Source organism: Amycolatopsis sp. NPDC050768, assembly GCF_040654155.1.
Classification (GTDB): Bacteria; Actinomycetota; Actinomycetes; order Mycobacteriales; family Pseudonocardiaceae; genus Amycolatopsis.
In genome coordinates, this window is sequence record NZ_JBFAHL010000007.1 from 47,284 (window position 1) to 69,637 (window position 22,354).

The 22,354-nt window shown below is 71.2% G+C and carries 20 protein-coding genes; 6 read left to right on the forward strand and 14 right to left on the reverse strand.

What is annotated here, in order from left to right:
- Positions 1-33 precede the first annotated feature (33 nt).
- From AB0H62_RS21330 to AB0H62_RS21375, 10 genes are all read right to left on the reverse strand, one after another.
- A complete protein-coding gene (locus AB0H62_RS21330) occupies positions 34-690 on the reverse strand; it encodes a GntR family transcriptional regulator (protein WP_220239263.1) in 657 nt (218 codons plus the stop codon).
- Positions 683-2,911 (reverse strand): penicillin acylase family protein, encoded by a 2,229-nt coding sequence (locus AB0H62_RS21335; RefSeq protein WP_360587639.1) that lies wholly within the window; start codon positions 2,909-2,911, stop codon positions 683-685. Before AB0H62_RS21335 ends, AB0H62_RS21330 begins: the two co-directional genes overlap by 8 nt.
- Positions 2,908-3,873 (reverse strand): oligopeptide/dipeptide ABC transporter ATP-binding protein, encoded by a 966-nt coding sequence (locus AB0H62_RS21340; RefSeq protein WP_360587641.1) that lies wholly within the window; start codon positions 3,871-3,873, stop codon positions 2,908-2,910. Before AB0H62_RS21340 ends, AB0H62_RS21335 begins: the two co-directional genes overlap by 4 nt.
- Positions 3,873-4,826, reverse strand: coding sequence for an ABC transporter ATP-binding protein (locus tag AB0H62_RS21345; protein ID WP_220239266.1), 954 nt, complete (start codon positions 4,824-4,826; stop codon positions 3,873-3,875). Before AB0H62_RS21345 ends, AB0H62_RS21340 begins: the two co-directional genes overlap by 1 nt.
- Positions 4,819-5,664 carry a polysaccharide deacetylase family protein gene (locus AB0H62_RS21350; protein ID WP_220239267.1) on the reverse strand — a complete coding sequence of 282 codons (846 nt, stop codon included), beginning with the start codon at positions 5,662-5,664 and terminating at the stop codon, positions 4,819-4,821. The genes AB0H62_RS21345 and AB0H62_RS21350 overlap by 8 nt, the downstream gene beginning before the upstream one ends.
- Positions 5,661-6,437: an SDR family oxidoreductase gene (locus AB0H62_RS21355; protein WP_360587644.1), complete on the reverse strand. Its 777-nt coding sequence runs from the start codon at positions 6,435-6,437 to the stop codon at positions 5,661-5,663. The genes AB0H62_RS21350 and AB0H62_RS21355 overlap by 4 nt, the downstream gene beginning before the upstream one ends.
- The gene (locus tag AB0H62_RS21360; RefSeq protein ID WP_360587646.1) at positions 6,434-7,288 is read right to left on the reverse strand and encodes an ABC transporter permease; all 855 of its coding nucleotides are present in this window, start codon (positions 7,286-7,288) and stop codon (positions 6,434-6,436) included. Before AB0H62_RS21360 ends, AB0H62_RS21355 begins: the two co-directional genes overlap by 4 nt.
- Entirely contained in the window at positions 7,285-8,274 is a 990-nt protein-coding gene (locus tag AB0H62_RS21365; protein ID WP_220239270.1) for an ABC transporter permease, read from the reverse strand. Before AB0H62_RS21365 ends, AB0H62_RS21360 begins: the two co-directional genes overlap by 4 nt.
- A gap of 1 nt (position 8,275) precedes the next feature.
- A complete protein-coding gene (locus tag AB0H62_RS21370; RefSeq protein WP_360587648.1) occupies positions 8,276-9,796 on the reverse strand; it encodes an ABC transporter substrate-binding protein in 1,521 nt (506 codons plus the stop codon).
- A gap of 82 nt (positions 9,797-9,878) precedes the next feature.
- Positions 9,879-11,114 carry a threonine synthase gene (locus tag AB0H62_RS21375; protein ID WP_360587649.1) on the reverse strand — a complete coding sequence of 412 codons (1,236 nt, stop codon included), beginning with the start codon at positions 11,112-11,114 and terminating at the stop codon, positions 9,879-9,881.
- A gap of 396 nt (positions 11,115-11,510) precedes the next feature.
- Here AB0H62_RS21375 and AB0H62_RS21380 point away from each other — a divergent pair, with 396 nt between their 5' ends.
- On the forward strand, positions 11,511-12,236 hold the full coding sequence (locus tag AB0H62_RS21380) for a hypothetical protein (protein WP_220239273.1): 726 nt from the start codon (positions 11,511-11,513) through the stop codon (positions 12,234-12,236).
- Positions 12,237-12,354: 118 nt separating this feature from the next.
- On the opposite strand, the gene AB0H62_RS21385 is transcribed toward AB0H62_RS21380, so the two are convergent.
- Positions 12,355-13,221 (reverse strand): ABC transporter substrate-binding protein, encoded by an 867-nt coding sequence (locus AB0H62_RS21385; protein ID WP_360587651.1) that lies wholly within the window; start codon positions 13,219-13,221, stop codon positions 12,355-12,357.
- A gap of 135 nt (positions 13,222-13,356) precedes the next feature.
- Positions 13,357-13,917 (reverse strand): GDSL-type esterase/lipase family protein, encoded by a 561-nt coding sequence (locus AB0H62_RS21390; RefSeq protein WP_220239275.1) that lies wholly within the window; start codon positions 13,915-13,917, stop codon positions 13,357-13,359.
- An 88-nt stretch (positions 13,918-14,005) separates the two neighbouring features.
- Between AB0H62_RS21390 and AB0H62_RS21395 the strand changes: the two genes are divergently transcribed.
- Positions 14,006-14,911 (forward strand): cyclase family protein, encoded by a 906-nt coding sequence (locus tag AB0H62_RS21395; RefSeq protein WP_220239276.1) that lies wholly within the window; start codon positions 14,006-14,008, stop codon positions 14,909-14,911.
- 6 nt (positions 14,912-14,917) lie between these two features.
- Here the strand turns inward: AB0H62_RS21395 and AB0H62_RS21400 are convergent, their stop codons facing one another.
- Positions 14,918-15,583, reverse strand: a complete 666-nt coding sequence (locus tag AB0H62_RS21400) for a GntR family transcriptional regulator (RefSeq protein WP_220239277.1) — start codon at positions 15,581-15,583, stop codon at positions 14,918-14,920.
- Positions 15,584-15,901: 318 nt separating this feature from the next.
- Here AB0H62_RS21400 and AB0H62_RS21405 point away from each other — a divergent pair, with 318 nt between their 5' ends.
- The 4 genes from AB0H62_RS21405 to AB0H62_RS21420 all read left to right on the forward strand — a co-directional run bounded on the left by AB0H62_RS21405 (position 15,902) and on the right by AB0H62_RS21420 (position 19,974).
- A complete protein-coding gene (locus AB0H62_RS21405; RefSeq protein ID WP_220239278.1) occupies positions 15,902-16,735 on the forward strand; it encodes an alpha/beta hydrolase in 834 nt (277 codons plus the stop codon).
- 168 nt (positions 16,736-16,903) lie between these two features.
- Entirely contained in the window at positions 16,904-17,686 is a 783-nt protein-coding gene (locus tag AB0H62_RS21410) for an amino acid ABC transporter permease (RefSeq protein WP_220239279.1), read from the forward strand.
- Between the two features lie 2 nt (positions 17,687-17,688).
- A complete protein-coding gene (locus tag AB0H62_RS21415) occupies positions 17,689-18,471 on the forward strand; it encodes an amino acid ABC transporter ATP-binding protein (RefSeq protein WP_304504295.1) in 783 nt (260 codons plus the stop codon).
- 33 nt (positions 18,472-18,504) lie between these two features.
- On the forward strand, positions 18,505-19,974 hold the full coding sequence (locus AB0H62_RS21420; protein ID WP_360587655.1) for a serine hydrolase: 1,470 nt from the start codon (positions 18,505-18,507) through the stop codon (positions 19,972-19,974).
- Between the two features lie 64 nt (positions 19,975-20,038).
- On the opposite strand, the gene AB0H62_RS21425 is transcribed toward AB0H62_RS21420, so the two are convergent.
- On the reverse strand, positions 20,039-22,336 hold the full coding sequence (locus AB0H62_RS21425; RefSeq protein WP_360587657.1) for an aminotransferase class III-fold pyridoxal phosphate-dependent enzyme: 2,298 nt from the start codon (positions 22,334-22,336) through the stop codon (positions 20,039-20,041).
- Positions 22,337-22,354: the final 18 nt, after the last annotated feature.

Here is a 22,354-nt window from a genome sequence, read left to right on the forward strand (position 1 = left end):
CGTTATGACGGCAGTTTTATTCGGGCAGTTTTTTTATTCGGGCAGAGCCGACTCCAGCGCCCGGATGACCTGAGCGACGTGCCGGCGCGTCGCCTGTTCCGCGGCCGCCGTATCGCCGGAGCGCAGCGCGTCCAGGATCTCCCCGTGCTCGTCGAGGCTGGCCTCGGGGCGGCCGGGGACGGTGATCGTCACGTTCTGGCCCAGCTGCAGCTGCGCGCCGAGCAGATCGGCGATGGCCAGCAGGCGGCGGTTGGCCGAGCCCTGCCAGATCAGGGCGTGGAACTCGCGGTCGAGCTCGGCGTAGCGCGGCACGTCGCGCGCGGCCAGGGCCGCCTGCTGGCCCGCGACGAGCTCGGCCAGCCGGGCGAGCAGCTCCGCCGGCTGCGTGCGGGCGATGTCCCGCGCGGCGAGCGTGTCGACGGCGGAGCGAAGTTCGTAGATGTCGCGCATGTCAGCGACGGTCAGCTCGGCGACGAAATACCCCGAGTGCCGGCGAGCCACGAGGAACCCCTCGCGTTCGAGGATCGCCAGCGCGGCCTTGACCGGCGTCGGCGAGATGCCGAGCCGCTCGGTCAGCGGCCGCACGGTCACCCGCTCGCCGGGCAGCAGCTGCCGGTCCAGCACGGCCTCGCGGATCGCCCGGTACGCGGTGCGGACCAGGCTGGCCGGTTCGGGGGGCTGGTCAGTCACCGGGTCGCGGCTCCTCGATCGTGGCTGCGGCTGCTGTGGTTGCTGTGGCTCCCGTCGGGTGCATCGGGACGAGCTCGTGGCGCTGCCATGAGATCAGCTGGTCAGAATAGTGCGCCGAACCGGGCGAGCCGGACGCTCCGCCCGGAATCACCCAGCCGGAGGCGTCGAGATCGGCCAGATCGAGTACCTGGCGGTAGACCGACAGGTTGGTGATGTCGAACCGCCCGCCCGGGGCCCAGCCGTAGGCGCCGTTCTGGATCGTCTCGTTGTCGCCGCCGATGCCGACGGCCGGCGGGTCGAACTCCGAGCCGGCCACGGGGTGCAGCGGGTGCTTGGCCGCCGTCCGGTGGACCTCGCCCCACGGCCGCGGACCTGTTTCGGCCACTCGGCGCCAGGCCGCGGCGAGCGCGTCGGCCAGCAGGTCGTCGCCGAGCCGCTCGGCGGGCCACTCGCCCTCGCGCGGCCAGGTCAGGCTCGCGAACCAGCGGCGCAGCACCACCGGCATGCCCGGCAGCCCGCACTTCATCAGCCACGCCCGCGTGTCCGCGCCGATCTCGGCGTCCAGGACGCGCGCGGCGACCTCGCGGCGGAAGCACGCGTGCACGAGCCCCGTGGTCTCGCCGGGCCCGAGGTCGCCCCGGCCGGCCACGATCACGGCGCGGGCCAGCTCCGCGTCGCCGGTGAACGGGCCGCGCCCGTCGAGCAGCTCCGCCCAGCGCCGGGCCGCGACCGACGTCGTGTCGCCCTGCCACGCGCGCATGTCGTCGGCGGTCGCGGGGCCGGCCGCGGCGGCCAGCTCGTGGATGCGCTCGGAGCGGTAGGAGTCATTGACGGCGTGGGAAACGACCGGGTGCGTCGCGGCGGTGACCGTGTTGTTCGACGTGACGATGAGGTCTTCCGGCGGGTCCTCGGTCCGCGGCATCTCGCCGAACGGCACGCGGCCGCGCCAGCGGTGCGCAGGCTCCCAGCCGGGCACCGGCAGCTGGGTCGCGGCGTGGTTGTCGCGCGCCGGGAGCTGCCCGCGCAGCAGGTAGCCGATGTGCCCGACGTGTCTGTTGTTGTCGGCGGCCAGGAGGTTGTTGACCGGGTCGACCCAGCCGTCCTGAGCGTCGAGCAGCGTGGGTACGTCGGGGGCGAGCAGCATCCGGCGCAGCACGCCGAACTGTTCGCACGCGCCGTCGGTGGCCGTCCAGCGCAGCGACAGGGCCGCACCGCTCGCCGGATCGCCGTGCACGACGGGACCGTTCGGGGTCAGCCAGCAGCGTTCGACGCGGTCCTCGCCGTCGCGGACGTGGATGACCTCGTCGCGCACGGACGCGTCCGCCCAGCCGGCGGCCGTGCGCACCTGCTCGCCGCGGAAGTGCTCCACGTAGAGGTCCTGCGCGTCGGCAGCGGCGTTGGTGATCGCCCAGCCGACGCGGCCGTTGTGGCCGAAGTGCGGGAAGCCCGGGAGCCCGGGGAACGTCGCGCCGGACACCGTGAACTCCGGGCAGCGCACGTGGGCCTGCCAGTAGGTGTTGGGCACGTCCAGGGCGCGGTGGGAGTCGTTGACCAGCAACGGTTTCCCGCTCGCGGTGCGGCTGCCGCCGAGCACCCACGCGTTGGACCCGCCCTCGGACTCGCTCAGGAACCCGAGGTGCTCGGCCGCCGCCTCGACGTCGGCGCGCGCCTGCTCGAACAGGTTCGCGCGGGCGTCGTCGACCCGGCCCAGCGGCGGCACCGTCACGCGCATGCCCGGCAACGGCCGCGGGTCCAGCTTCGCGGCCACCTCGGCGCCGGCCGTCGCGCGCAGCACGGCGCGGGCGATCTTGTACTGCCACACGCCCATCAGCACGTGGCGGATCTTGAACATCAGCAGCGAGTCCCGTGGCGTCCACGGTTCCCAGCCGATGCCGCCGCGTTCGTGCTCGACGCCGGCGCCGTGCTCGGCGACGTGGGCGTTGATGCCCGCCGCGTAGTGCTCGAACGTCGCGAGCGTGGCGGGGTCCATGGCCGCCAGGTCGCGGTCGGCGGCGTCGGCGAGGCGCAGCCGGCGCGCGAGCCGGTCGGCGGCCACGGCCGGCTCGCCCACGACCTCGGCCCAGCGGCCGCGGGCGCGGCGGCGGTCGTACTCCAGCTGCCACAGCCGGTCCTCGGCGGCGGCGCGGCCGAGTTCGAACCACGCCTGATCCTCGGTTTCCGCCACCACCGAGGGAATTCCGTACTCGTCGCGAGTGATCATGCGGCTCCGACCCGCGCGGTCTCGGCGTAGTGGCACGCCGCGGCGCGCGTGTCCGCGAGCGGCCGCAGCGCGGGATCTTCGGTGCGGCAGAGGTCCGTGGCCAGCGGGCAGCGCGGGGCGAACGAGCAGCCGCTCGAGCGCGTCAGCGCACTCGTGGCCTCGCCGAGCCGCTCCACCGGTTCCTGCCGGTCGTGGTCACGCACGCGCGGCCGGGGCGCGGCCGCGAGCAGCAGCTGCGTGTACGGGTGGCGCGGGTCGGCGAACAGCTCCTCGGTCTCGCCCTCCTCCACGATCCGGCCGAGGTACATCACGGCCACACGGTGGGCGAGGTGGCGCACCAGTGCGAGGTCGTGGCTGATGAACAGGTAGGTGAGGCCGCGCTCGTCCTGCAGGCGCCGCAACAGGTTCACCACCTGCGCCTGCACGGAAACGTCCAAAGCGGACACCGGCTCGTCGCACACGAGGAACTCCGGGTCGAGCGCGATGGCCCGCGCGATCGCCACGCGCTGGCGCTGCCCGCCCGAGAGCTCGTGCGGATACCGCCCTGCGAGCTCCGGGGCGAGCGTCACGGCTTCGAGCAGCTCCCGCACCCGCGCGTCGAGGTCACCGCGGAAGTGGTGCACGCGCAGGGGTTCCGCGACGATCTGGCCCACGGTCATGCGGCCGTTGAGCGAGTCGTACGGGTCCTGGAACACCGGCTGCATCGTGCGCCGCAGTTCGCGCAGCTGCTTCTTGCCGATCGAGTGCACGGCCTGCCCGGCGACCTCGACGCTGCCTTCGTCGGGCCGTTCCAGCGCGAGCAGCAGCCGCCCGGTGGTCGACTTCCCGCAGCCGGACTCGCCGACGAGCGCCAGCGTGGTGCCGCGTTCGATGCTCAGGCCGACGCCGTCGACGGCCGCGACCGTGCCGCCGCGAACCGGGTAACGCTTGACCAGTCCTTCCGCGACCACGAGATCCGTCATCACGCCACCTCCTGGGATTCGCGGGACACCGGGCGCCAGCAGGCGACACCCTCGACGAGGGACGGGGCGGTGGCGCAGGTGTCGTCGGCGTGGTCGCACCGGGGCCGGAACGGGCAGCCTTCGAGCACCGCGCCGACGGCGGGGACCTGCCCGGGGATGGTGGGCAGTTCCCCGGCCGCCGGGCGGTCGGGATCGGGCACCGAGCGCAGCAGCGCCGCGGTGTAGGGGTGGCGCGGGGCTTCGAGGACTTCGCGCACGGTGCCGGTCTCCACGACCTGCCCCGCGTACATCACCGCGACGCGGTCGGCGATTTCCGCGACCACGCCCATGTCGTGGGTGATGAACAGCAGCGCCGTGTCCCGCGTGCGTTCCCGCAGGAGCGCGAGGACCTGGGCCTGCACGGTCACGTCGAGCGCCGTGGTGGGCTCGTCCGCGATGAGCAGCTCGGGACTGCCGGCCAGCGCGATCGAGATCATCACGCGCTGGCGCATGCCGCCGGACAGCTCGTGCGGCATCTGCCGCGCCCGCGCCGCGGCGTCGGTGATGCCCACGGACTCCATGAGCTCCACCGCGTGGCGCAGCCGGGCCGAGCGCCGCATCGGCGTGTGGATGGCCAGCACCTCGGCGATCTGCGTGCCGATGCGGGTGGTCGGGTTCAGCGAGCTCATCGGGTCCTGGAAGATCATCGCCGCGCGGGTGCCGCGCAGGCGCCGCAGCTCGCGTTCACCGCGGCCGATGAGCTCCGTGCCGGCCAGCGTCGCCGACCCCGTCACCTGCGCGGCGGCGGGTTCGAGGCCGAGTAGCGACAGCGCGGTGAGGCTCTTGCCGCACCCGGATTCCCCGACCACGGCGAGGGTTTCGCCGCGGCCGACGGTGAGGTCGACCCCGCGCACGGCGTCACGCCCGGCGCCGAAGGAGACCTTCAGGTCCTGTACTTCCAGCAGCTCAGTCATGACCGGGCCTGCCCAACTCTTCGAGGGGGACTTCGTATCCGGTGCCGTGCTCGCGGTGGTGTGCGGCGAGCTCGGCGGCGGTGGGGGTGGCCAGCTCGTTGTCGGCGACGACCGAGGCGAGCAGCGCTTCCAACGTGGCCACGCGGGCGGGCCGGCCCGACAGCCACGGGTGGACGGTGATCATGCACAGCGAGCCGAGCTTCTTGGCCGCCGCGATCTCGGCGGCCCAGCCGGCCAGCACTTCGGGTGTGGTCGTGGGCGGCCGCGGATCCCCGCCGACGTAGCGGTAGTAGGGCGCGTCGTCGGTGGCCCAGTCGACGGGGACCTCCACGAGGTCGTCGACGAGGTAGGGCCGGTCGTCACCCATGAGCGAACTGTCGTAGGTCAGGCCGAGCTCGTGCAGGACCGGGAAGACGTCAGTGGTCATGTCCCAGCTGGGGGAGCGGTAGCCGACCGGCCGTTCGCCGGTGATCGCGGTGAGCGTGTCCGCGGCGCGGGCCAGCGTGCGGCGCAGCTCGTCGCGCGTCAGGCCCGTCGGTGCTTCGTGGCACCAGCCGTGCAGAGCCAGCTCGTGCCCGCGAGCGTGGACCTCGGCCACCTGTTTCGGGTAGCGGTCGGCGATCCAGCCGGGCACGAAGACTGTCGCGCGCAGGTGCAGGTTGTCCATCATGGACAGCAGGTTGTGGATCCCGCGCCGCGGTCCGTAGCGCCGCTGCTCCAGCTCACCGACGGAGGCGGGCGGGTTTTCACGGGTGCGCCACAGGTGCGGTGACTCGCCGTCGAAGTCGAGCGTGAAGCACACGGCCGCGCGGGCGCCGCCGGGCCAGGGGTAGGTCACGACGTGCCTCCGGAGGGGGTGAAGTCGCCGGCGGTGCGGCCGCCGTCGACGTCGAGGGTGGTGCCGGTGACGAACGACGCGGCGCCGGAGCACAGCCAGAGGATCGCCGACGGCGCGTCGCCGGGCCCGGATGTGCGCCCGAGCGGGATCGCCCGGCGCATCTTGGCGACGTGCTCCTCCGGCAGTTCGCTGACCTCACTGCCGGGCGCGAACCCCGGGCCCACGCTGTTGACGCGGATCCCGGCTTCGCCCGTTTCGAGGGCGAGCGACCGGGTGAGCATCTCCAGCGCCGCCTTGCTCGCGGAGTAGACGCCGCCGGTGCGGGTCGGGCGTTTCGCCGCGCCGGACGACAGGTTGACGATGCAGCCCTGGGTACCGGTCGCGGTCATCGTCGCGATCACGTGCCGCGCCAGCTGGTAGGGCGCGAGGACGTTGACGGCGAAGATCGTCTCCACCGTCTCGCGCTCGGTGGTGGCGACCGGCGTGCGCGGGTAGATGCCGGCGTTGTTGACGAGGATGTCGGCTGTCGGCCAGCGCTCGTCGATCGCCGCGGTGAGCTCTTCGACGCCGGCGCCGGTGGTCAGGTCGGCCACCGCCGCGTGCGCACCGAGCCGATCGGCCAGCTCCTTCACCGGCCCGGGCCGGTTGTCGGACAACAACAACTCGGCGCCTTCGGCGTGGAACGCCTCGGCGGTCCACGTGCCGATCAGCCCGGCCGCGCCCGTGATGACGACGCGCTTGCCGGTGAACTCGCCTCGGTAGTCGGGGGTCATGCGGTCTGCCTCGCCATCCTGCGCAGCAGCCGCGGTCGCGGCAGCTCGGCGCGTTTCGCCGGGTCCAGTCGGTCGCGGGCCGCGTCGCCCAGCAGGTTCACGGCCAGCACGAGCAGGAACAACGCGATGCCCGGGAAGGTGGCGAGCCACCACGCCGAGGCGATGTACTGCTGGCCGTCGGAGAGGATCGAGCCCCACGAGGCGGTGGGCGGCTGCACGCCGAGGCCCAGGAACGACAGCGAGGCCTCGTAGATCACCATGAGCCCCAGCTCCAGCGTGGCGACCACAATGGACACCGGCAGCACCTCGGGCAGCACGTGCCGCAGCACGATCCACCACGCGGGCGCGCCGGTCGCCGTCGCCGCGCGGACGAACCCGCGGCCGCGGGCCTGGAGCGTCGCGGAGTGGGCGACACGGGCGTAGCGCGGCCAGCGCACGAGCGCCAGGCACACCACCACGTTGAGCAGGCTCGGCCCGAGCACCGCCACCACGAGGATCGCCAGCAGGAAGAACGGCACCGACAGCACGATGTCGACCACGCGCATGATCACCGCGCCGAGCCAGCCGCCGCGCCAGCCCGCGAGCACGCCGAGCGCGATGCCGACCACACCACCCGCCACGACGGCGCCGATCGCCACGAGCAGCGAGACCTGTGTGCCGTAGATGACGCGGGACGCCACGTCGCGCCCGAGCGCGTCGGTGCCGAGCCAGTGGTGTGCGCCCGGGGGCAGCAGCCGCTGCGCGAGCGTGACCTTGTCCGGGTCGAACGGCGCCAGCACCGGCGCGAACACCGCGACCAGCACGTAGATCGCCAGCACGACCAGGGGAATGACGATCGCTCGCCGCTTCACGCCGCACCTCCGTTGCCACCGGTGGCGACGCGCCGGTCGATCACGCCGTAGAGCAGGTCGGTGAGCAGGTTGATCACGATGTACACCGCCGAGGCGAACAGCACGATCGCCTGCACCACCGGGAAGTCACGCGCCGACACCGACTGGATCGTCAGCTGGCCGATGCCCGGCCACGCGAAGATCACCTCGGTCACCACCGCGCCGCCGAGCAGGTTGGCCAGCTCCAGCGCGGCGACCGTGAGCACCGGGATCGCGCTGTTGCGCGCGAGGTGGCGCAGCACCAGCCGCGTGGTGCTCGCGCCCTTGGCCCGCGCGGTGCGCACGTAGTCCTGGGACAGCTGTTCGAGTACCGCGCCCCGTGTCACCCGCGCGATCGCGGCCGCCGAGAGCGAGGCGAGCGTGACGGCCGGCAGCAGCAGGGAAAGCGGCCCGTCGTACCCGGTGGAAGGCAGCCAGCGCAGCGCCACCGAGAACACCAGCACGAGCAGCAGCCCGGTCCAGAACGCGGGCATCGCCTGTCCGATGAGGACGATGGGCATGAGCACGCGTTCCTGCCAGCGGCCGCGCTTGAGTGCCGTGACGACCCCGACGACCACGCCGAACACCACCGACAGGATCAGGGCGGCCACCGCGAGGTTCGCGGTGTAGGGCAGCCGCTCGGCGATCAGCGCCGTCGCCGGCCGGTTCTGCACGTAGGAGTACCCGAGGTCGCCGCGCACGGCGTTGCCGAGGAACGAAAGGTACTGGTGCCACAGGGAATCGCTCAGCCCGAGCTGCTCGCGCACCCGCTCGATGTCGGCCGCCGTGGCGCCCTCGGGTACGAGCAGCCGCGCCGGATCGCCGGAGAGGCGCAGCGCGAAGAACACGATGGTGGTCACGCCGAACAGCGCGAGCACGGCCTGGCCCAGCCGGCCCGCGACGTAGCGCGGGGTGGCCGGCAGGCTCCTCGTCCGCCCGCGGCGGGCCGGCACTGCGATCGCCGTCATGTCAGCTCACCTTCATCTGGTCGAGGAACAGGCTTTCCGACGCGTCGGGTGTCCACTGCAGACGCGAGTTCGCGCCGTACACCGCGTACGCCTGGAACAGGCCGATGCCCGGCAGGTCGCGGTTGAGCAGTTCGAACGCCTGCGAGTACAGCTTGGTCCGCTGCGCGGGGTCGATCGTCTCGCGCGCCTGCTCCACGATCTTGTCGAAGTCGGGGTTGCTGTAGGAGCTCCAGATCTCGCCGGTGTGGAACAGCGGGTAGATCACGCCGTCGGAGTCGAGGCACGAGCACGACCACTTGCCGAAGCGGATCGAGCCCCACTCGTGCGACGGGTCCTGCACCTTCTTCAGGTACGTCGCCTGGTCGCTGTTCTGGATCTCCACCTGCAGCCCCACGGCGGCGAGGTCGCCCTGGATCGCCTGCACCACCTGCGGGTCGAACGACGGCGAGGTCGCCATCACCAGCTTCGCGCCGACCGCGTGCGCTTCCTGCAGCAGGCGTTTGGCGTCCTCGGGATCGTGGTGGTTGTCCGGCAGCGACTTGTCGTAGCCGAACGCCAGCGGCGTGGCCATGGAGTTGATCGGCTTGGCGTAACCGCGCTGGAGGTTCTTGATCAGCGCGTCGTAGTCGATCGCCTCGGCGATGGCCTTGCGCACGCGGGGATCGTCGGTGGCGCCGCCCTTGATCGTGTTGTACGCGAGGTAGGCCACTCGCTCGGTGGGCGTGGACAGGATCGCCAGCGTCGGGTCGCGGCGGATCTGGTCCGCGGCGTCCGGCGTGAGCGTGGTCGCGAGGTCGACCTTGCGCGACTGCAGGTCGGCCACGCGGCTGGCCACGTTGGGCACCGCGCGGAACACGGCCGTGCGGATCTGCGTGGGCGGGCCCCACCACTTCGGGTTGGCGGTGAGCACGACCTCGGACCCCGCCGTCGCCGACTGGAGCACGAACGGGCCGGACCCGATCGGCTTCACGGCGAACTGCTTGTCCCCGACGCGCTGCACGTAGGCCTTCGGCACCACCGAGAGCGTGGTCAGGTAGCTCAGCAGGGTGGGGGACGGGACCGAAGTGTGCACCACGAGATCGCCGCCGTCGGCCGTGGCCTTGTCGATGACGGAGAAGTTCGCGTACTGCTGGCTGCCGAACTTCTTGTCCAGGATCCGGCTGATGGAGTACGCCGCGTCTTCGGCGGTGAGCGGGCTGCCGTCGCTGAAGGTCACGCCGGGGCGCATGGTGAAGCGCCAGGTGAGCGGATCGGTCTGCTGCCACTTCGTGGCGAGCCAGGGCACGACCGTGTTCGTCTTCGGATTCCGGCGCAGCAACTGGTCGAAGATGTTGCGGTACACCGAGTACGTGTCGGTGTCGTACTGCTTGCCGGGGTCCAGTGTGGACGGATAGTTGGCGGTGTCGATCGTGATCGTGCCGGGGCCACGGCCCTCGCTCGCCGGCTGGATGCCGCACGAGGCGGCGCCGAGAGCGAGGGCAGTGGCCAGGAGGAGCGCCGCACGGAAACGTCGTTGGTTCATGGGCTCGGTCCTGTCAGATCGGCTGCTGAGGTGGGGACATCAGATCAGATCCAATCGGTGCCGCGAAGGCCTGCGAGCAGAGTTAACGCGCCCGCAACGCACCCCGCGGCGGGATCGCGTCGGTCTTCGCCAGCAGCGGCGCGTCGACCTCCACGGTCTCGGGGTACTTGATGCCGGCGCCGGTGTTGAGGACCACGACCTCGTCGTCCTCGCTCACCCAGCCCGATTCGCGCAGCTGGTCCAGCGCCGCGAAGCAGGCTGCGCCCTCGGGGCAGACGAACGCGCCCTCGAGCGCGGCCAGCCGCCGTTGCGCGGCCAGCAGTTCGTCGTCGGTCACCGCGATCGCGGTGCCTTCGGTGGCCCGGACGGCGTCCAGCACGAGGAAGTCGCCCAGCGCCTTCGGCACGGTGATGCCGAAGGCGACGGTGTGCGCGTCGGGGAACGCGGTGCTTTCGGTGGCACCGGACTTGAACGCCTCGACGATCGGCGCGCAGCCGGTGGCCTGCACGGCGACCAGGCGCGGCAGGTCGCCGGAGATCCAGCCCAGCTCCCGCATTTCCAGCAGCGCCTTGTAGATGCCGATGATGCCGACGCCGCCACCGGTCGGGTAGAGGATCACGTCGGGCACGCGCCACCCGAGCTGCTCGACGATCTCGTAGCCCATCGTCTTCTTGCCCTCGAGCCGGTAGGGCTCCTTGAGGGTCGACACGTCCTGGTAGCCCTGGCGTTCGGCCACGGCGGCGCCGACGAGCTTGCCCGCGTCGCCGATCAGGCCGTCCACCCGGTACAGCTCGGCGCCGGCGGCCAGGCACTCCTTCATGGTGATGGTGGGGGCGTCGTCGGGCATCGCGATGAGACTGTCCATCCCGGCGCGGGCCGCGTAGAGCGCCCAGGCCGCACCGGCGTTGCCGTTGGTCGGCATCGCGACGCCGCGCACGCCGAGCTCGGCCGCGCGGGACACGCCCACCGCGGCGCCGCGGGCCTTGAACGACCCGGTGGGCACGAGGCCCTCGTCCTTCATGAGCAGCTTCGGCACGCCGGACTGCTTGCCCTGGTTCGGCAGCGGCAGCAGGGGAGTCAGGCCTTCGCCCAGGCTCACGATGTTGTCGCGCGAACGCACCGGCAGCACCTCGTGGTAGCGCCAGAGGCTGGGCTCGCGGCCCGCGATGTCCTCGCGCGTCACCGTTTCCCGCACCCGTTCCAGGTCGTACCGGGCGAGCAGCGGGGCGCCCGCGGCCGACGTGCCGGCCACCTGGTCCGCCTCGTACCGATCTCCGGTCCGGGAACACTCCAGGTGACTGAGGAACGAGAACGTCATGCCGCCTCCACGGGTCGGGTCGGAATCCCCGAGAGTTTGGATCCAAAACGGCGGTTCGTCAACCGGGTCCACCCTTCGGTATCGGTTCCGAAGCCTCTTCGGCCCTGCTCGGTCGCGCAGCGGTGATCATGGAAAACGCGTCGACGGAATGCGCGACCACGGCCTCGCGCACCGTGACCATGGCTGCGCGGAATGGTTGAACAGGCCGTGTCAATGGCGGGTAGCCGGAAAGTCAACATCACTGCTGACCTGCATCGATCGGTGTTGATCTGTGCGGACAATCACTCGGCAGTGACATCGCCGTGTCCGATTCGTAATGTCGAGGCCGCTTTGCGTGCGCCGTATCCCCCGAATTCGCGGCGCGCGTTCCCCGAGCGAAGAAAATGGTGCACCAGGATGTCCGGAAGACATCGCTACCGGTCGCTGTCGTGGCGGCTGCCAGTCGGGGTCGGCGTGTTCGCCGCACTCGGACTGGTGGCCCTCGTGTGGCTGACGGGCGCTATCCCGGGCGGTGGGCAGGTCTCGGCCGCCGACCGCCTCGCCCTCAGCGCCCCGCAGCCCGCTTCGAGCGCTTCGCTGTCCGGCGCCCCCACGCCGAGCAGCACGACGCCGAGCAGCCCGACCCAGACGACCCCCAGTACGACCCCGAGCACGTCGAGTCCCCGCATGTCGGTCGCGTCCCCGAAGCCGACGACGACGAAGCCGGTCGCGAAGGTCAAGCCGAACCCCCCGCCCGCGGCGAAGCAGACCTTGTCCGCCGGTAAGGCGTGTTCGTCCACTTTGGCCGGTGCGCAACCCAACGCGGCCCAAGTGGGCAACCACATCCTCACGAAGTTCAAGGTCGGCTCCGTCGGCGGCCGCGCCGGCCGGGCGGGTACGAGCGACCACCCAGCCGGTCTCGCGCTCGACTTCATGGTCGACACCGCGACCGGCAACGCGCTCGCCGCATACGTGCTGGCTCACCAGGGCGAGTTCGGCGTGACGTACGTGATCTGGCGCCAGCGCATCAACACCGGCAGCGGCTGGGACCCGATGGAGGACCGCGGCAGCCCCACCGCGAACCACTTCGACCACGTGCACGTGTCGTTCAAGGCCGGGGCCAAGGTGTCCGTCACCTGCTGAGCGGGTGAGCCGAACACCGGAAACGACAAGGGGTTTCCTGCCCGGCGTGGGCAGGAAACCCCTTGTCTCCCCACTGCGCGCCACGGGAAGGCGCGGCGGGGCACCGAGCCCCGTCGGGCTACGGGGTCGGCTTGCCCTGCTTCTCGATCTGCTGCTGGATCGACGGCCAGAACTGGTACATCTGCGTCGGGTACGGCAGGTTCGGGAAATACTTCTGGTACAGCTTGAGGAACGTGCCGTCGTTCGCGAGCGCACTGAGCTCGGTGTTGTAGGCGTCGAGGAACTTGGTCAGCTTCTTGTTGACCGCCTCGGCGCCCGGCTGGTCCTGCGGTGAGGTCAGCGCGACCTTGAGCTTGCCGGGGTGCTCGGTGAAGATCTGCCCGACGTGCGTCGAGCCGAGCACCATCGCGTCGAGGTTGCCCGCGAGCAGCTGGTTCACACCCGCGCCGTCGGTGGCCTCGGACACGAGCTGCGACGCGGTCATCTTCTTTTTCGCGAAGTCTTCCTGCGTGCTGTTCGCGCCGGCGCCCACGCGCTTGCCGGCCAGGTCCGGAATGGACTTCGCGGTCGAGCTCGCCGGGACCACGACCACGTTCTGGCCCCAGAAGATGGCCTTCGTGAAGGCCACGCTCTTCTTGCGTTCGTCGCTCGCCACCAGGCCCACCGACATCAGGTCGTACTGACCGCTGGTGAGACCGGGGAGTCCGGCTTGGACGGTGGTCGTCTTGTAGACGATCTTGAGGTGCATCCGGTCGGCGATGAGGTTGTTCAGGTCCACGAGCAGGCCGACCGGCTTGCCGCTGGCGTCGGGGGAGACGAACGGGTAGTCGCCCGCCGTGACCGCCGCCGTGATGGTGCCGGGCTGGGCGAGACCGAAGTCGTCGCCGGCCGCGGAGTCGCCGCCGCCGCAAGCGGTGACGGAGGCGGCGGTGAGTGCGGCGAGGCCGAGCGCACCGAGCGCGCGCCGCAGGGGAAGTCGGTTCATGGGTCTCCTTCGCCAGACCGAGAGGTGGGGGAGAGAAAGCGGGGAGCGCTGACGATGGAGCGGAACTATAGGCTATAGAACTTCAGAACGTCAACGACCTGTAGTCACGGCTTCAGTACGGCGTCTCTGGGAAGATCAGTGCAGGTCGGAGGCGGTGCCGACGGCCGAGATCCGCTCGGCGAGTGCCGAGATCACGAGTCGGTACGCGTCTCCGGTGAGGTGCAGACCGTCCTCGTGGACCGGCGCTCCGGCGGCGACGAGCGGTGCCACCGCGGCGTCGGTGTCCACCGAGTTCGCGGCCGAGACGACCTCCCGCAGCACCTGCCGGTAGGTGTCGAGCACGGCGTTCGTACGCCCGCGCTTGCCGACGCCGTCGATCTCCTCGATCGAGGGCGGCAGGAACCCGATCAGCGTGGCCGGGGCGAAGGCGGCGGCGATCGTGCGCATGTTCTCGGCGTACGCATCGAGCTCCACGAGCCGGTCGGGCGCGCAGTCGTTGGCGCCGAAGGACAACACCACCACGTCGGGCTCGGTCTTGGCGATCGTGGCCGCGCGGCGCGCCCCGTCGTCGCTCTTCCAGCCGCCCGCGGCGCAGTTGAAGACGAGCACGTCGCCCGCCTCGGCCTCGAGCTGGTCGATGCGGGGCTTGGTGAACCGGCCCAGCATGCTGTCGCCGAACAGGACGATCGTCTTCACTCGTCGCCGCCTTTCACGCGGTTGACAATCTGGTACTTGTAGCTTAGAAAATACCAAAACTCGGAGGCGAGCCGGAAGAGGTGGAGCGGTGGCGCGTGACTGGACCCGCGCCGAGGTCGAGGAGCAGCTCCACGGCCGCAGCAACTGGGGCCGCTGGGGCGCCCACGACCAGGTCGGCGCCGTCAACCTGATCACCGCCGCCAAGCGGGCCGAAGCCGCGCAACTCGTGCGCACGGGCCGCTCGGTGTCGCTCAGCCGGCCGTTCCCGACCCGCCCGCACGTGGACAACCCGCGGCCGGCCTCGCACTACACGACCAAAACGCCCCGCGGCACCGGCGGGATCTCGGGCGACTACTACGGCATCGAGTACCACGGTGTCGCCTCCACCCACGTCGACGCGCTCTGCCACGTCTGGGACGAGCGCGGTTTGTGGCAGGGCCGCGACCCCGACGTCGAGCTCACCTCGCGCGGCAGCCGCTGGGGTTCGGTGGACCACTGGCGCGAGGGCATCGTCACTCGCGGGGTCCTGCTCGACGTGGCGGCCTTCCGAGGCGAGCCGTATGTGACTCTCGACCGCCCGGTGCACGGCGACGAGCTGGAGGAGATCGCCGAGGCGCAAGGCGTCTCCGTCGGCCCCGGCGACGCGGTGGTCGTCCACTGCGGACGCGACGCGTGGGACCGCGAGAACCCGCCTTGGGGCACCGAGGAGAGCCGGCCGGGCCTGCACGCCTCCTGCCTGACGTTCCTGCGCGACCACGACTGCGCCGCCCTGGCGTGGGACATGCTCGACCGGACCCCGAACGACGGGGGAGTGCCGTGGACCGTGCACGGCGCGATCTTCGCCTACGGGCTGGCCGTGGTGGACAACTGCGCGCTCGAACCACTGGCCGCCGCGTGTGCCGAGGAAGGTCGTCACGAGTTCCTCTTCGTAGTGGCGCCGCTCGTGGTCGAGGGCGGGACGGGTTCGCCGGCCAACCCGCTGGCGCTCCTGTGAGCGTGCTCAGGCCTCCAGCGCGGCGATCGCCCGGCGGCCGAGGCTGCCGAGCACATGCTTCTTCATGGTCCGCTCGGCCGTGCGGGCGTCACCCGAGATCACGGCTCGGGCGATCTCGATGTGCTCGCGCCGCACGCGTTCCTGGTCCTGCGGGGAGTCCGGTTTGGACTGCAGGCCGATCAGCCGGTAACGGTCGGCCTTGTCCCAGAGCCCGTCCAGCAGCGTCATCAGCAGCGGGTTGTGCGAGGCCGTGTAGACGCTGCGGTGGAACGCGCGGTGCACGAGCAGCGAGTCGAAGCCGGTGGACGTGCTCAGTGGCTCGAGGTCCTTGAGCGCCGACTCGATCGCCGCGATGTCGGCCTCGGTCCGGCGCGTGGCGGCGAGCTTGGTGGCCAGCGGGTCGAGGCGTTCGCGGACCTCGAAGAGGCTGCGGGCCTCCTCGGCGTTGAGCCGGCTCACCCGCGCGTCGCGGTGCGCGTCGATCGTCACGAGCCCTTCGGCGTCGAGCCGCCGCAGCGCCTCGCGCAGGGGAGTGGTGCTCACGCCGAGCTCGGCCGCGAGCTGCTCCTGGGAGATGGACTGGCCCTGGATCAGCTCGCCGGCCAAGATGCGCCGGCGCAGCTCCTCGTAGACGTACGCGTTCTTCGTGAGGGCTGGGCGGGGGTGGGTCATCGGCCTGACAATCTCTCTGGGCGGACAAAGGGGGACCGCAAGGATATCGGTCTCCCTCCCGCTCGGTGGGCAGGCTGTGGCCTGCGGCCTGCATCCTGTCGTGCCGGTTGAGGCGGCCTCGTGGGTCCGCTCGCCCGGAGTTGTCGCATCACACAGTGTCAAACGGTGTCTTCAGGTCCTCGAATGAACCTATAGCCTATATCGTCTGCGTGCGTAGTGCACCGCTTGTGCCCGTCCCCGAACTCTGACCCGTCCCCGAACTCTGACCCGTCCCCGAACTCTGACCCGTCCCCGAACTCTGAGGAGCCCCCGGCTGCCATGACCACCACCGAACCCGACTCGCAGGGAGCCCACTTCGTCGGCGCGACCCCGTTCTTCGCTTCCGGCCACGACCAGCGCCTGTCCTACGGGCTGTTCGTGCCGGAGGACCACACACCCGATGCCGCCCCGTTGCCGCTGGTCGTGGTGCAGCACGGCACGGGCCGCTCGGCCGAGCGCTACCGCAACCAGTGGGCGGACTTCGCGACCCGCAACGGGTGCGTGATCCTCACGCCGCTGTTCCCGGCCGGCATCGGCAAGCGGCGCGAGCTGCACAGCTTCAAGTTCCTGGAGTACGACGGGATTCGCTTCGACGAAGAGCTGCTGCACATCGTCGACGAGGTCGGCGAGGAGTTCAACACCGAGACCGAAACCTTCTTCCTGCACGGTTTCTCCGGCGGCGGGCAGTTCGCGCACCGGTTCTTCTACGCCCACCCCGACCGCCTCGCCGGCATCTCGATCGGCGCGCCGGGCCGCATCACGCAGCTCGATGACTCGCTGCCGTGGTGGCTCGGCACCGGGGGTTTCCGCGAGAAGTTCGGCATCGAGCTCGACCTCGCGGCCCTGCGCCGCGTGCCGGTGCAGATGGTGGTCGGCTCCGCGGACGTGGAGACGTGGGAGATCAACAACGCCGGCGGTCCGAACTGGATGGACGGCGTGGAGAAGACCGGCCGCACGCGCATCGAGCGCATCGAGACGCTGCGTGACAGCTTCGAGCGCAGCGGGCTCTCCGTGCGGTTCGATGTGGTGCCCGGGGTGGCCCACCAGGGCAGCTTGGTGATCCCCGTGGTCCAGGACTTCTTCGCCGGCCTGCTCGCGAGCCGTGTGAAGTGAGCACTTCAGTCGTTGACTATCTTGTCGAATCTGCTACCGTGAGCGCCACGTCACAGTTATAGTCTATAAGACGAACTGCCGGCCGGTACCGTCGCCGACCCCGCTGAGCCCGGGTCCGCGCGCACTCCAGCGGTCCGCGGCCGAACCGAGGTAAGGACACCTGGTCCCATGGGCGATTTCCTGCATTCCTTTTTCGATATCCACCAGATCCTCGCCGTGCTGCCCTCGCTGCTCGGGGAGGGCCTGCGCAACACGCTGATCATCGCGTCGCTCGCGCTGGTCCTCGGGCTGGTGGTGGGCCTGCTGCTGGCGATGCTGCTCATCTCCACGCGCTGGTGGCTGCGAATGCCGGCCCGCGTCTACGTCGACGTGTTCCGCGGCCTGCCCGCCATCGTCACGGTGAGCCTCATCGGCATCGGGCTGCCGTCGGCGGGCGTGCGCTTGTTCGGCCAGTCGCCGATGGGCTACGCGATCCTCGCGGTGGGCCTGATCAACGCGGCCTACATCGCGGAGATCTTCCGCTCGGGCATCCAGAGCGTGCCGCCCGGCCAGGCCGAGGCCGGCCGCAGCCTCGGGATGAGCCACCTGAGCACGCAGCTGCTCGTCGTGGTGCCCCAGGGCATCCGCAACGTGCTGCCGGCGCTGGCGAACCAGTTCATCGTGGCCGTGAAGGAGAGTTCGCTGGTGTACCTGCTCGGCCTGGCCGTCGGTGAGCGCGAGCTGTACTTCATCGCGCAGCAGGCGCAGTCCATTTCGTACAACTCGTCGTCGTTCGTGGCCGCGGGCCTGGTCTACATCGTGTTCACGGTGCCGCTGACGCACCTGGTGAACTGGTTCGACAAGCGGCTCCGCGAAGGCCGCCGTCCGGCGAGCGGCGGTGGCGGCGGCCCGGCCGCGACGCCGCAGCCGCTGGTCCCCGTCGGTGCCACCGGATTCGAAGCGGGAGCGTGAACGTGAACCAGGTAACGACTTCTCCGCAGGCGCAGGACGAGGCGAAGGCCGACGTCCCCGCGATCGAGCTGGTCGACATCTGCAAATCCTTCGGCCTCGTCGAGGTGCTCAAGGGCGTGTCGGCGACGGTCGCGCGCGGCGAGACCGTGTGCCTCATCGGCGCCTCGGGGTCGGGCAAGTCGACGCTGCTGCGGTGCGTGAACCTGCTGTCCCCGCCGACGTCGGGCACGATCCGGTTGCACGGGCAGACGATCACCGACCCGAAGGTGGACCTCAACGCCGTGCGCTCGCGCACCGGCATGGTGTTCCAGCACTTCAACCTGTTCCAGCACAAGAGCGCGGTGGACAACATCGCGCTCGCGCTGCGGCGGGTGCGCAAGATGTCGCGCGAGGAAGCGCGGGAACGCGCGATGCAGCAGCTGGACAAGGTCGGCTTGCGGGCGCTGGCGTCCGCACGGCCCTCGCACCTGTCCGGCGGGCAGCAGCAGCGCGTGGCGATCGCGCGCTCGCTCGCGATGGAGCCCGACATCATGCTGTTCGACGAGGCGACCTCGGCGCTCGACCCCGAGCTGGTGAAGGGCGTGCTCGACGTGATGCGCGACCTCGCGACGTCGTCCGGGATGACGATGATGGTGGTGACGCACGAGATGAACTTCGCCCGCGAGGTCGCCGACCGCGTGCTGTTCGTGGACAGCGGCGTGATCGCGGAGGAGGGGCCGGCCCGGCAGCTGCTGACCGACCCGCAGACGCCGCGGCTGAAGTCGTTCCTTTCGCAGGTCCTGTAATCCGGCAAGAAGTTCCGCACGAGAACGGTGAGCATGAGCAACGCCTTCCACGACCCGGCGCTGGACCCGGGCCCGGTCCACACCCTGCTGCAGACGATGGCCGAGCGCGGGATGCGTGTGCACTCCCTGCTCGTGCACCGCCACGGGCGGACCGTGCTGGACCTGTGGCAGTGGCCGCACGAACCGGGCCTGCGGCACAAGGTGCACTCGGCCACGAAGAGCTTCACGTCCGCGGCCGTCGGTTTCGCCGAGGCCGAGGGCCTGCTCTCCCTCGACGACCCCGTCGTCGGCTTCTTCGCCGACCGGCTGGGCGGCGAGCCGAGCGAGAACCTCGGCCGGATGCGCGTGCGCGACCTGCTGACGATGTGCACGGGTCACGCGCGCGGGCTGTCGGGCGCCACCACGCGGCTGCGGCGCACGGGCTGGGTCGACGAGTTCCTCGAGGAGCCCGTGGTCGAGCTGCCGGGGCGCAACTTCACCTACAGCAGCACCACGAGCCACGTGCTGTCGGCGATCGTGCAGCAAGTCTCGGGTCAGCCGGTCGACGAGTACCTGCGGCCACGGCTGTTCGACCCGCTGGGGATCACGGACTACACGTGGGAACGGGACCCCGAGGGCGTTTCCAGCGGCGGCAACGGGCTTTCGCTGCGCCCGCGCGATCTGCTGAAGTTCGGCGTGCTGCACCTGCAGGACGGCGTGTGGGACGGTTCCCGCGTGCTGCCGGCCGGCTGGGTGCAGAAGGCTTCGGCGCTGCACGTGCGCCGCGCGATCAGCGGGGAGTGGAACGGCAAGGAGCTCGTGCCGCCCGCGCCCGACGTCGTCGCCGACGAGGGGTACGGCTACCAGTTCTGGACGACCGAAGCCGGGATCTACAGCGCTTCGGGCATTTTCGGCCAGGAATGCATGGTCTTCCCCCGCCACGACGGCGTGGTCGTGATCACCGGCGCCATGGGCGACGGCAGCTACCACGACCTGCCGGGGATGTTGCGGTCCGCGTTCACCACGGCGTTCGAGAGCCCGGCTCGGGAACAGTCCGAAGTAGACGATCTGGCCGCGTGGGTGGACCGCGTGCAGGAGCCCGAAACCGTCGGCGCCGCGGTCCAGAGGGCCGGGTTCACGGCGACGTACGACTTCGAGCCCAACGAGCAGGGTCTCGTGTCGCTGGCGGTCGAGGTCCGCGACGGCTCGGTGCACGTCGTCGTCGAGGACGAGCTGGGCCGGCACCCGATCGACCACGGCGTGGGCACCTGGACGCGCCAGGACACCGGCGTCAGCGTGTGGCGCCTGCACCACTCCTACCAGGACCCGACGGCTGCCGTCCTCGCCGCCGGGCAGTGGTGGTCGGCCGACGAGCTGCACCTGACGTGGCACTTCCTGGAGTCACCGTTCGTCGACCGGCTCGACCTGGCCTTCGACGACACCGGCGTCACGGTCGGCCACGCCACGAACGTCAACTCCGGGCCGACGACGCTGCCGCCGGCGCGCGGCGAGCTTCGCAAGTAATCCCTCGGCCCCCGGCCGTGAGGTCTGCCGCACCGACGGCGGACCTCACGGCCGGTTTCAGTTGTCAGGCCCGGAGTTCCGCCAGCGCACGCCGCAGCCGCTCCAGGAACTGGCTCACGTGCGTGTCCTCCCACACCAGCGGCGGCCGCACCTTCAGCACGTCACCGCGCGGGCCGGTGGACCCGGCGAGCACGCCCTGCCCGACCAGCTCCGAGAGGAGCGCGCGCGTGACTTCGCGAGACGTCGAGGCACCCGAGCCGAGCACGTCGACACCCGCGAGCAGCCCGGTGCCGCGGACCTCGCCCAGCAGCGGTTCCTCCGCGGCCAGCGCTCGCAGACCCTCCCGCAGGAACGTGCCCGTCGCGGCGGCGCGCGCGGGCAGGTCGGTGAGGCCGAGGACGTCGAGCACCGCGTGGCCGGCCGCGGCCGCCGCCGGAGTGGCGGCGAAGGTAGAGAAGTACTCGTAGCTGCCGGCGAGCGCGTCGGCGATCTCGCGCCGCGTCACGACGGCGCCGATCGGGTAGCCCGCGCCCATCGGCTTGCCCAGCGTCACGAGGTCGGGTGTCACGCCGGCGAGCAGGAAGCGCCACAGCTGCGGGCCGCTGCGGCCGTAGCCCGACTGGACCTCGTCGGCGAGGTACAGCGCGCCCGCCGTGTGGGCGCCCGAGACCAGGCCGGCCACGAACTCGCCGGGCACGTCGAGGATGCCTTCGGAGGTGAACTGCGAGTCCGCGAGCACGAGGGCCGGACGCTCACCGGCGGCGCGCAGGGTCTCGTCCGCCCGGCGGATCCGTTCGGCCGCAACGGTTTCCGTCAGCTCGGGAGCCGGGCCGCGCGGTGCTTCGAACGTCGCGACGTGGGCGGGCCGGTAGCCCGCGGGCCACTCGTTCGAGCTCAGGTCCGCCATCCACTTCGACGCCCCGTGGTAGGCGTGCTCCGCGATCACGGCCGCGCCCGCGCCGGTGTACTCCGTGGCCAGGCGCCACGCCAGCTCGTTGGCCTCGGTGCCGGACGTGGTGAACAGGACCGTGTCGAGCGGTGCCGGCATGGTCGCGAGGATGCGCTCGGAGAGCTCGACGATCCCCGCGTGCAGGTAGCGCGAATGCGTGTTGAGCTGCGCCAGCTGCAGGTTCACCGCCTGCGTCACGGCGGGGTGCGTGTGGCCGATGACCGCGACGTTGTTGTACGCGTCGAGGTACCGCGCGCCGTCGCGGGCGTAGAGCCACGGCCCTTCGCCGCGCACGATTTCCAGCGGCCGCCGGTAGAACAGCGGGGAGAGCTTGCCGCCCATGGCCTGCGCGCGGCGCGCCGGAAGGCTGTCCGGCGAGATCGCCGCCGTGAGGTCCCGCGTGCCCGCCAGCCGCGCCAGCCGGTCGGCGAGCTCCTGCACGGACAACGCCGACAGCAGCTCCAGCGCCTGCTCGCTGTTGGTGTCGTACTGCGTGATGTAGCGGTGGTTGTCCGCGTGCGGCCCGCGCCGGGTCGCCGAGACCGCGAGTGTCGTGAGCAGGCGCGCGATCACCAGCTCGCCCAGCACCGCCACCTCCGCCGGCGACAGCGAGCGGTGCCGCTGGTAGCCGCGCAGCACGGCGTCGGTGAGGCGCCACAGGCGATCCGCGTCGCCGCCGCTGAGGCGCAGCACGGAGGTCAGCGTCACGGCGAGGTCGGCGACGGCGGCCGTGTGGTGCATGTCGCCGAAGTCGATCACGCCGGTCACGCTCGCACGCGAGGCCAGCACGTTGGTGAGGGTCACGTCGGCGTGCTGCACACCCGACGGGAGCGTGGCGGTGGCCGCCAGCGCGGGGGCGACGCGCTGGGCGAGCTCGCCCAGCCGCCCGGTCGCGATCCCCGCCGCCGCCAGGACCTCCGGCATCCGCCGGATGTCCCACATCAGCGTCCGCCCGGCCGAGGGGTGGAAGAACCCTTGCAGCGCCACGGAAACGCGCGCGGCCACCGCGCCGACCTGCGCGGCGAGGTCGGGCTCCAGCGGTCCGCCTTCGAGCGGTGACCCGGGAAGCAGCGTGATCAGCCGCGCGAGGCATTCGCGTCCGGCGTCGTCAAGCGGGCGCGCGACGGGTTCGCCCGCCGTGGTCGCGACCGTCTCCGGCACCGGGAGCTCCGGGTCGGCTGCGTGCACGTGCTCCAGCGCGCGGGTCTCCATGTCCACGACGTCAGCCTGTTCGGCGGGGTTGGAGATCTTGAGCACGAACCGGCCGTCGACGAGCACGTTGAGATCGCGTTCGCTGTCGAGCGGCTTGAGTACCGGGTCGGTGAGCGCCCAGTGCTCGCCGAGCACGGCGTGCAGGCCCTCGGTGGAGAACTTCGGAGCCGGCTCGGCGAAGATGCCGGTGGCGGTGGTCATGCTGGGGAGCTTCCTTTC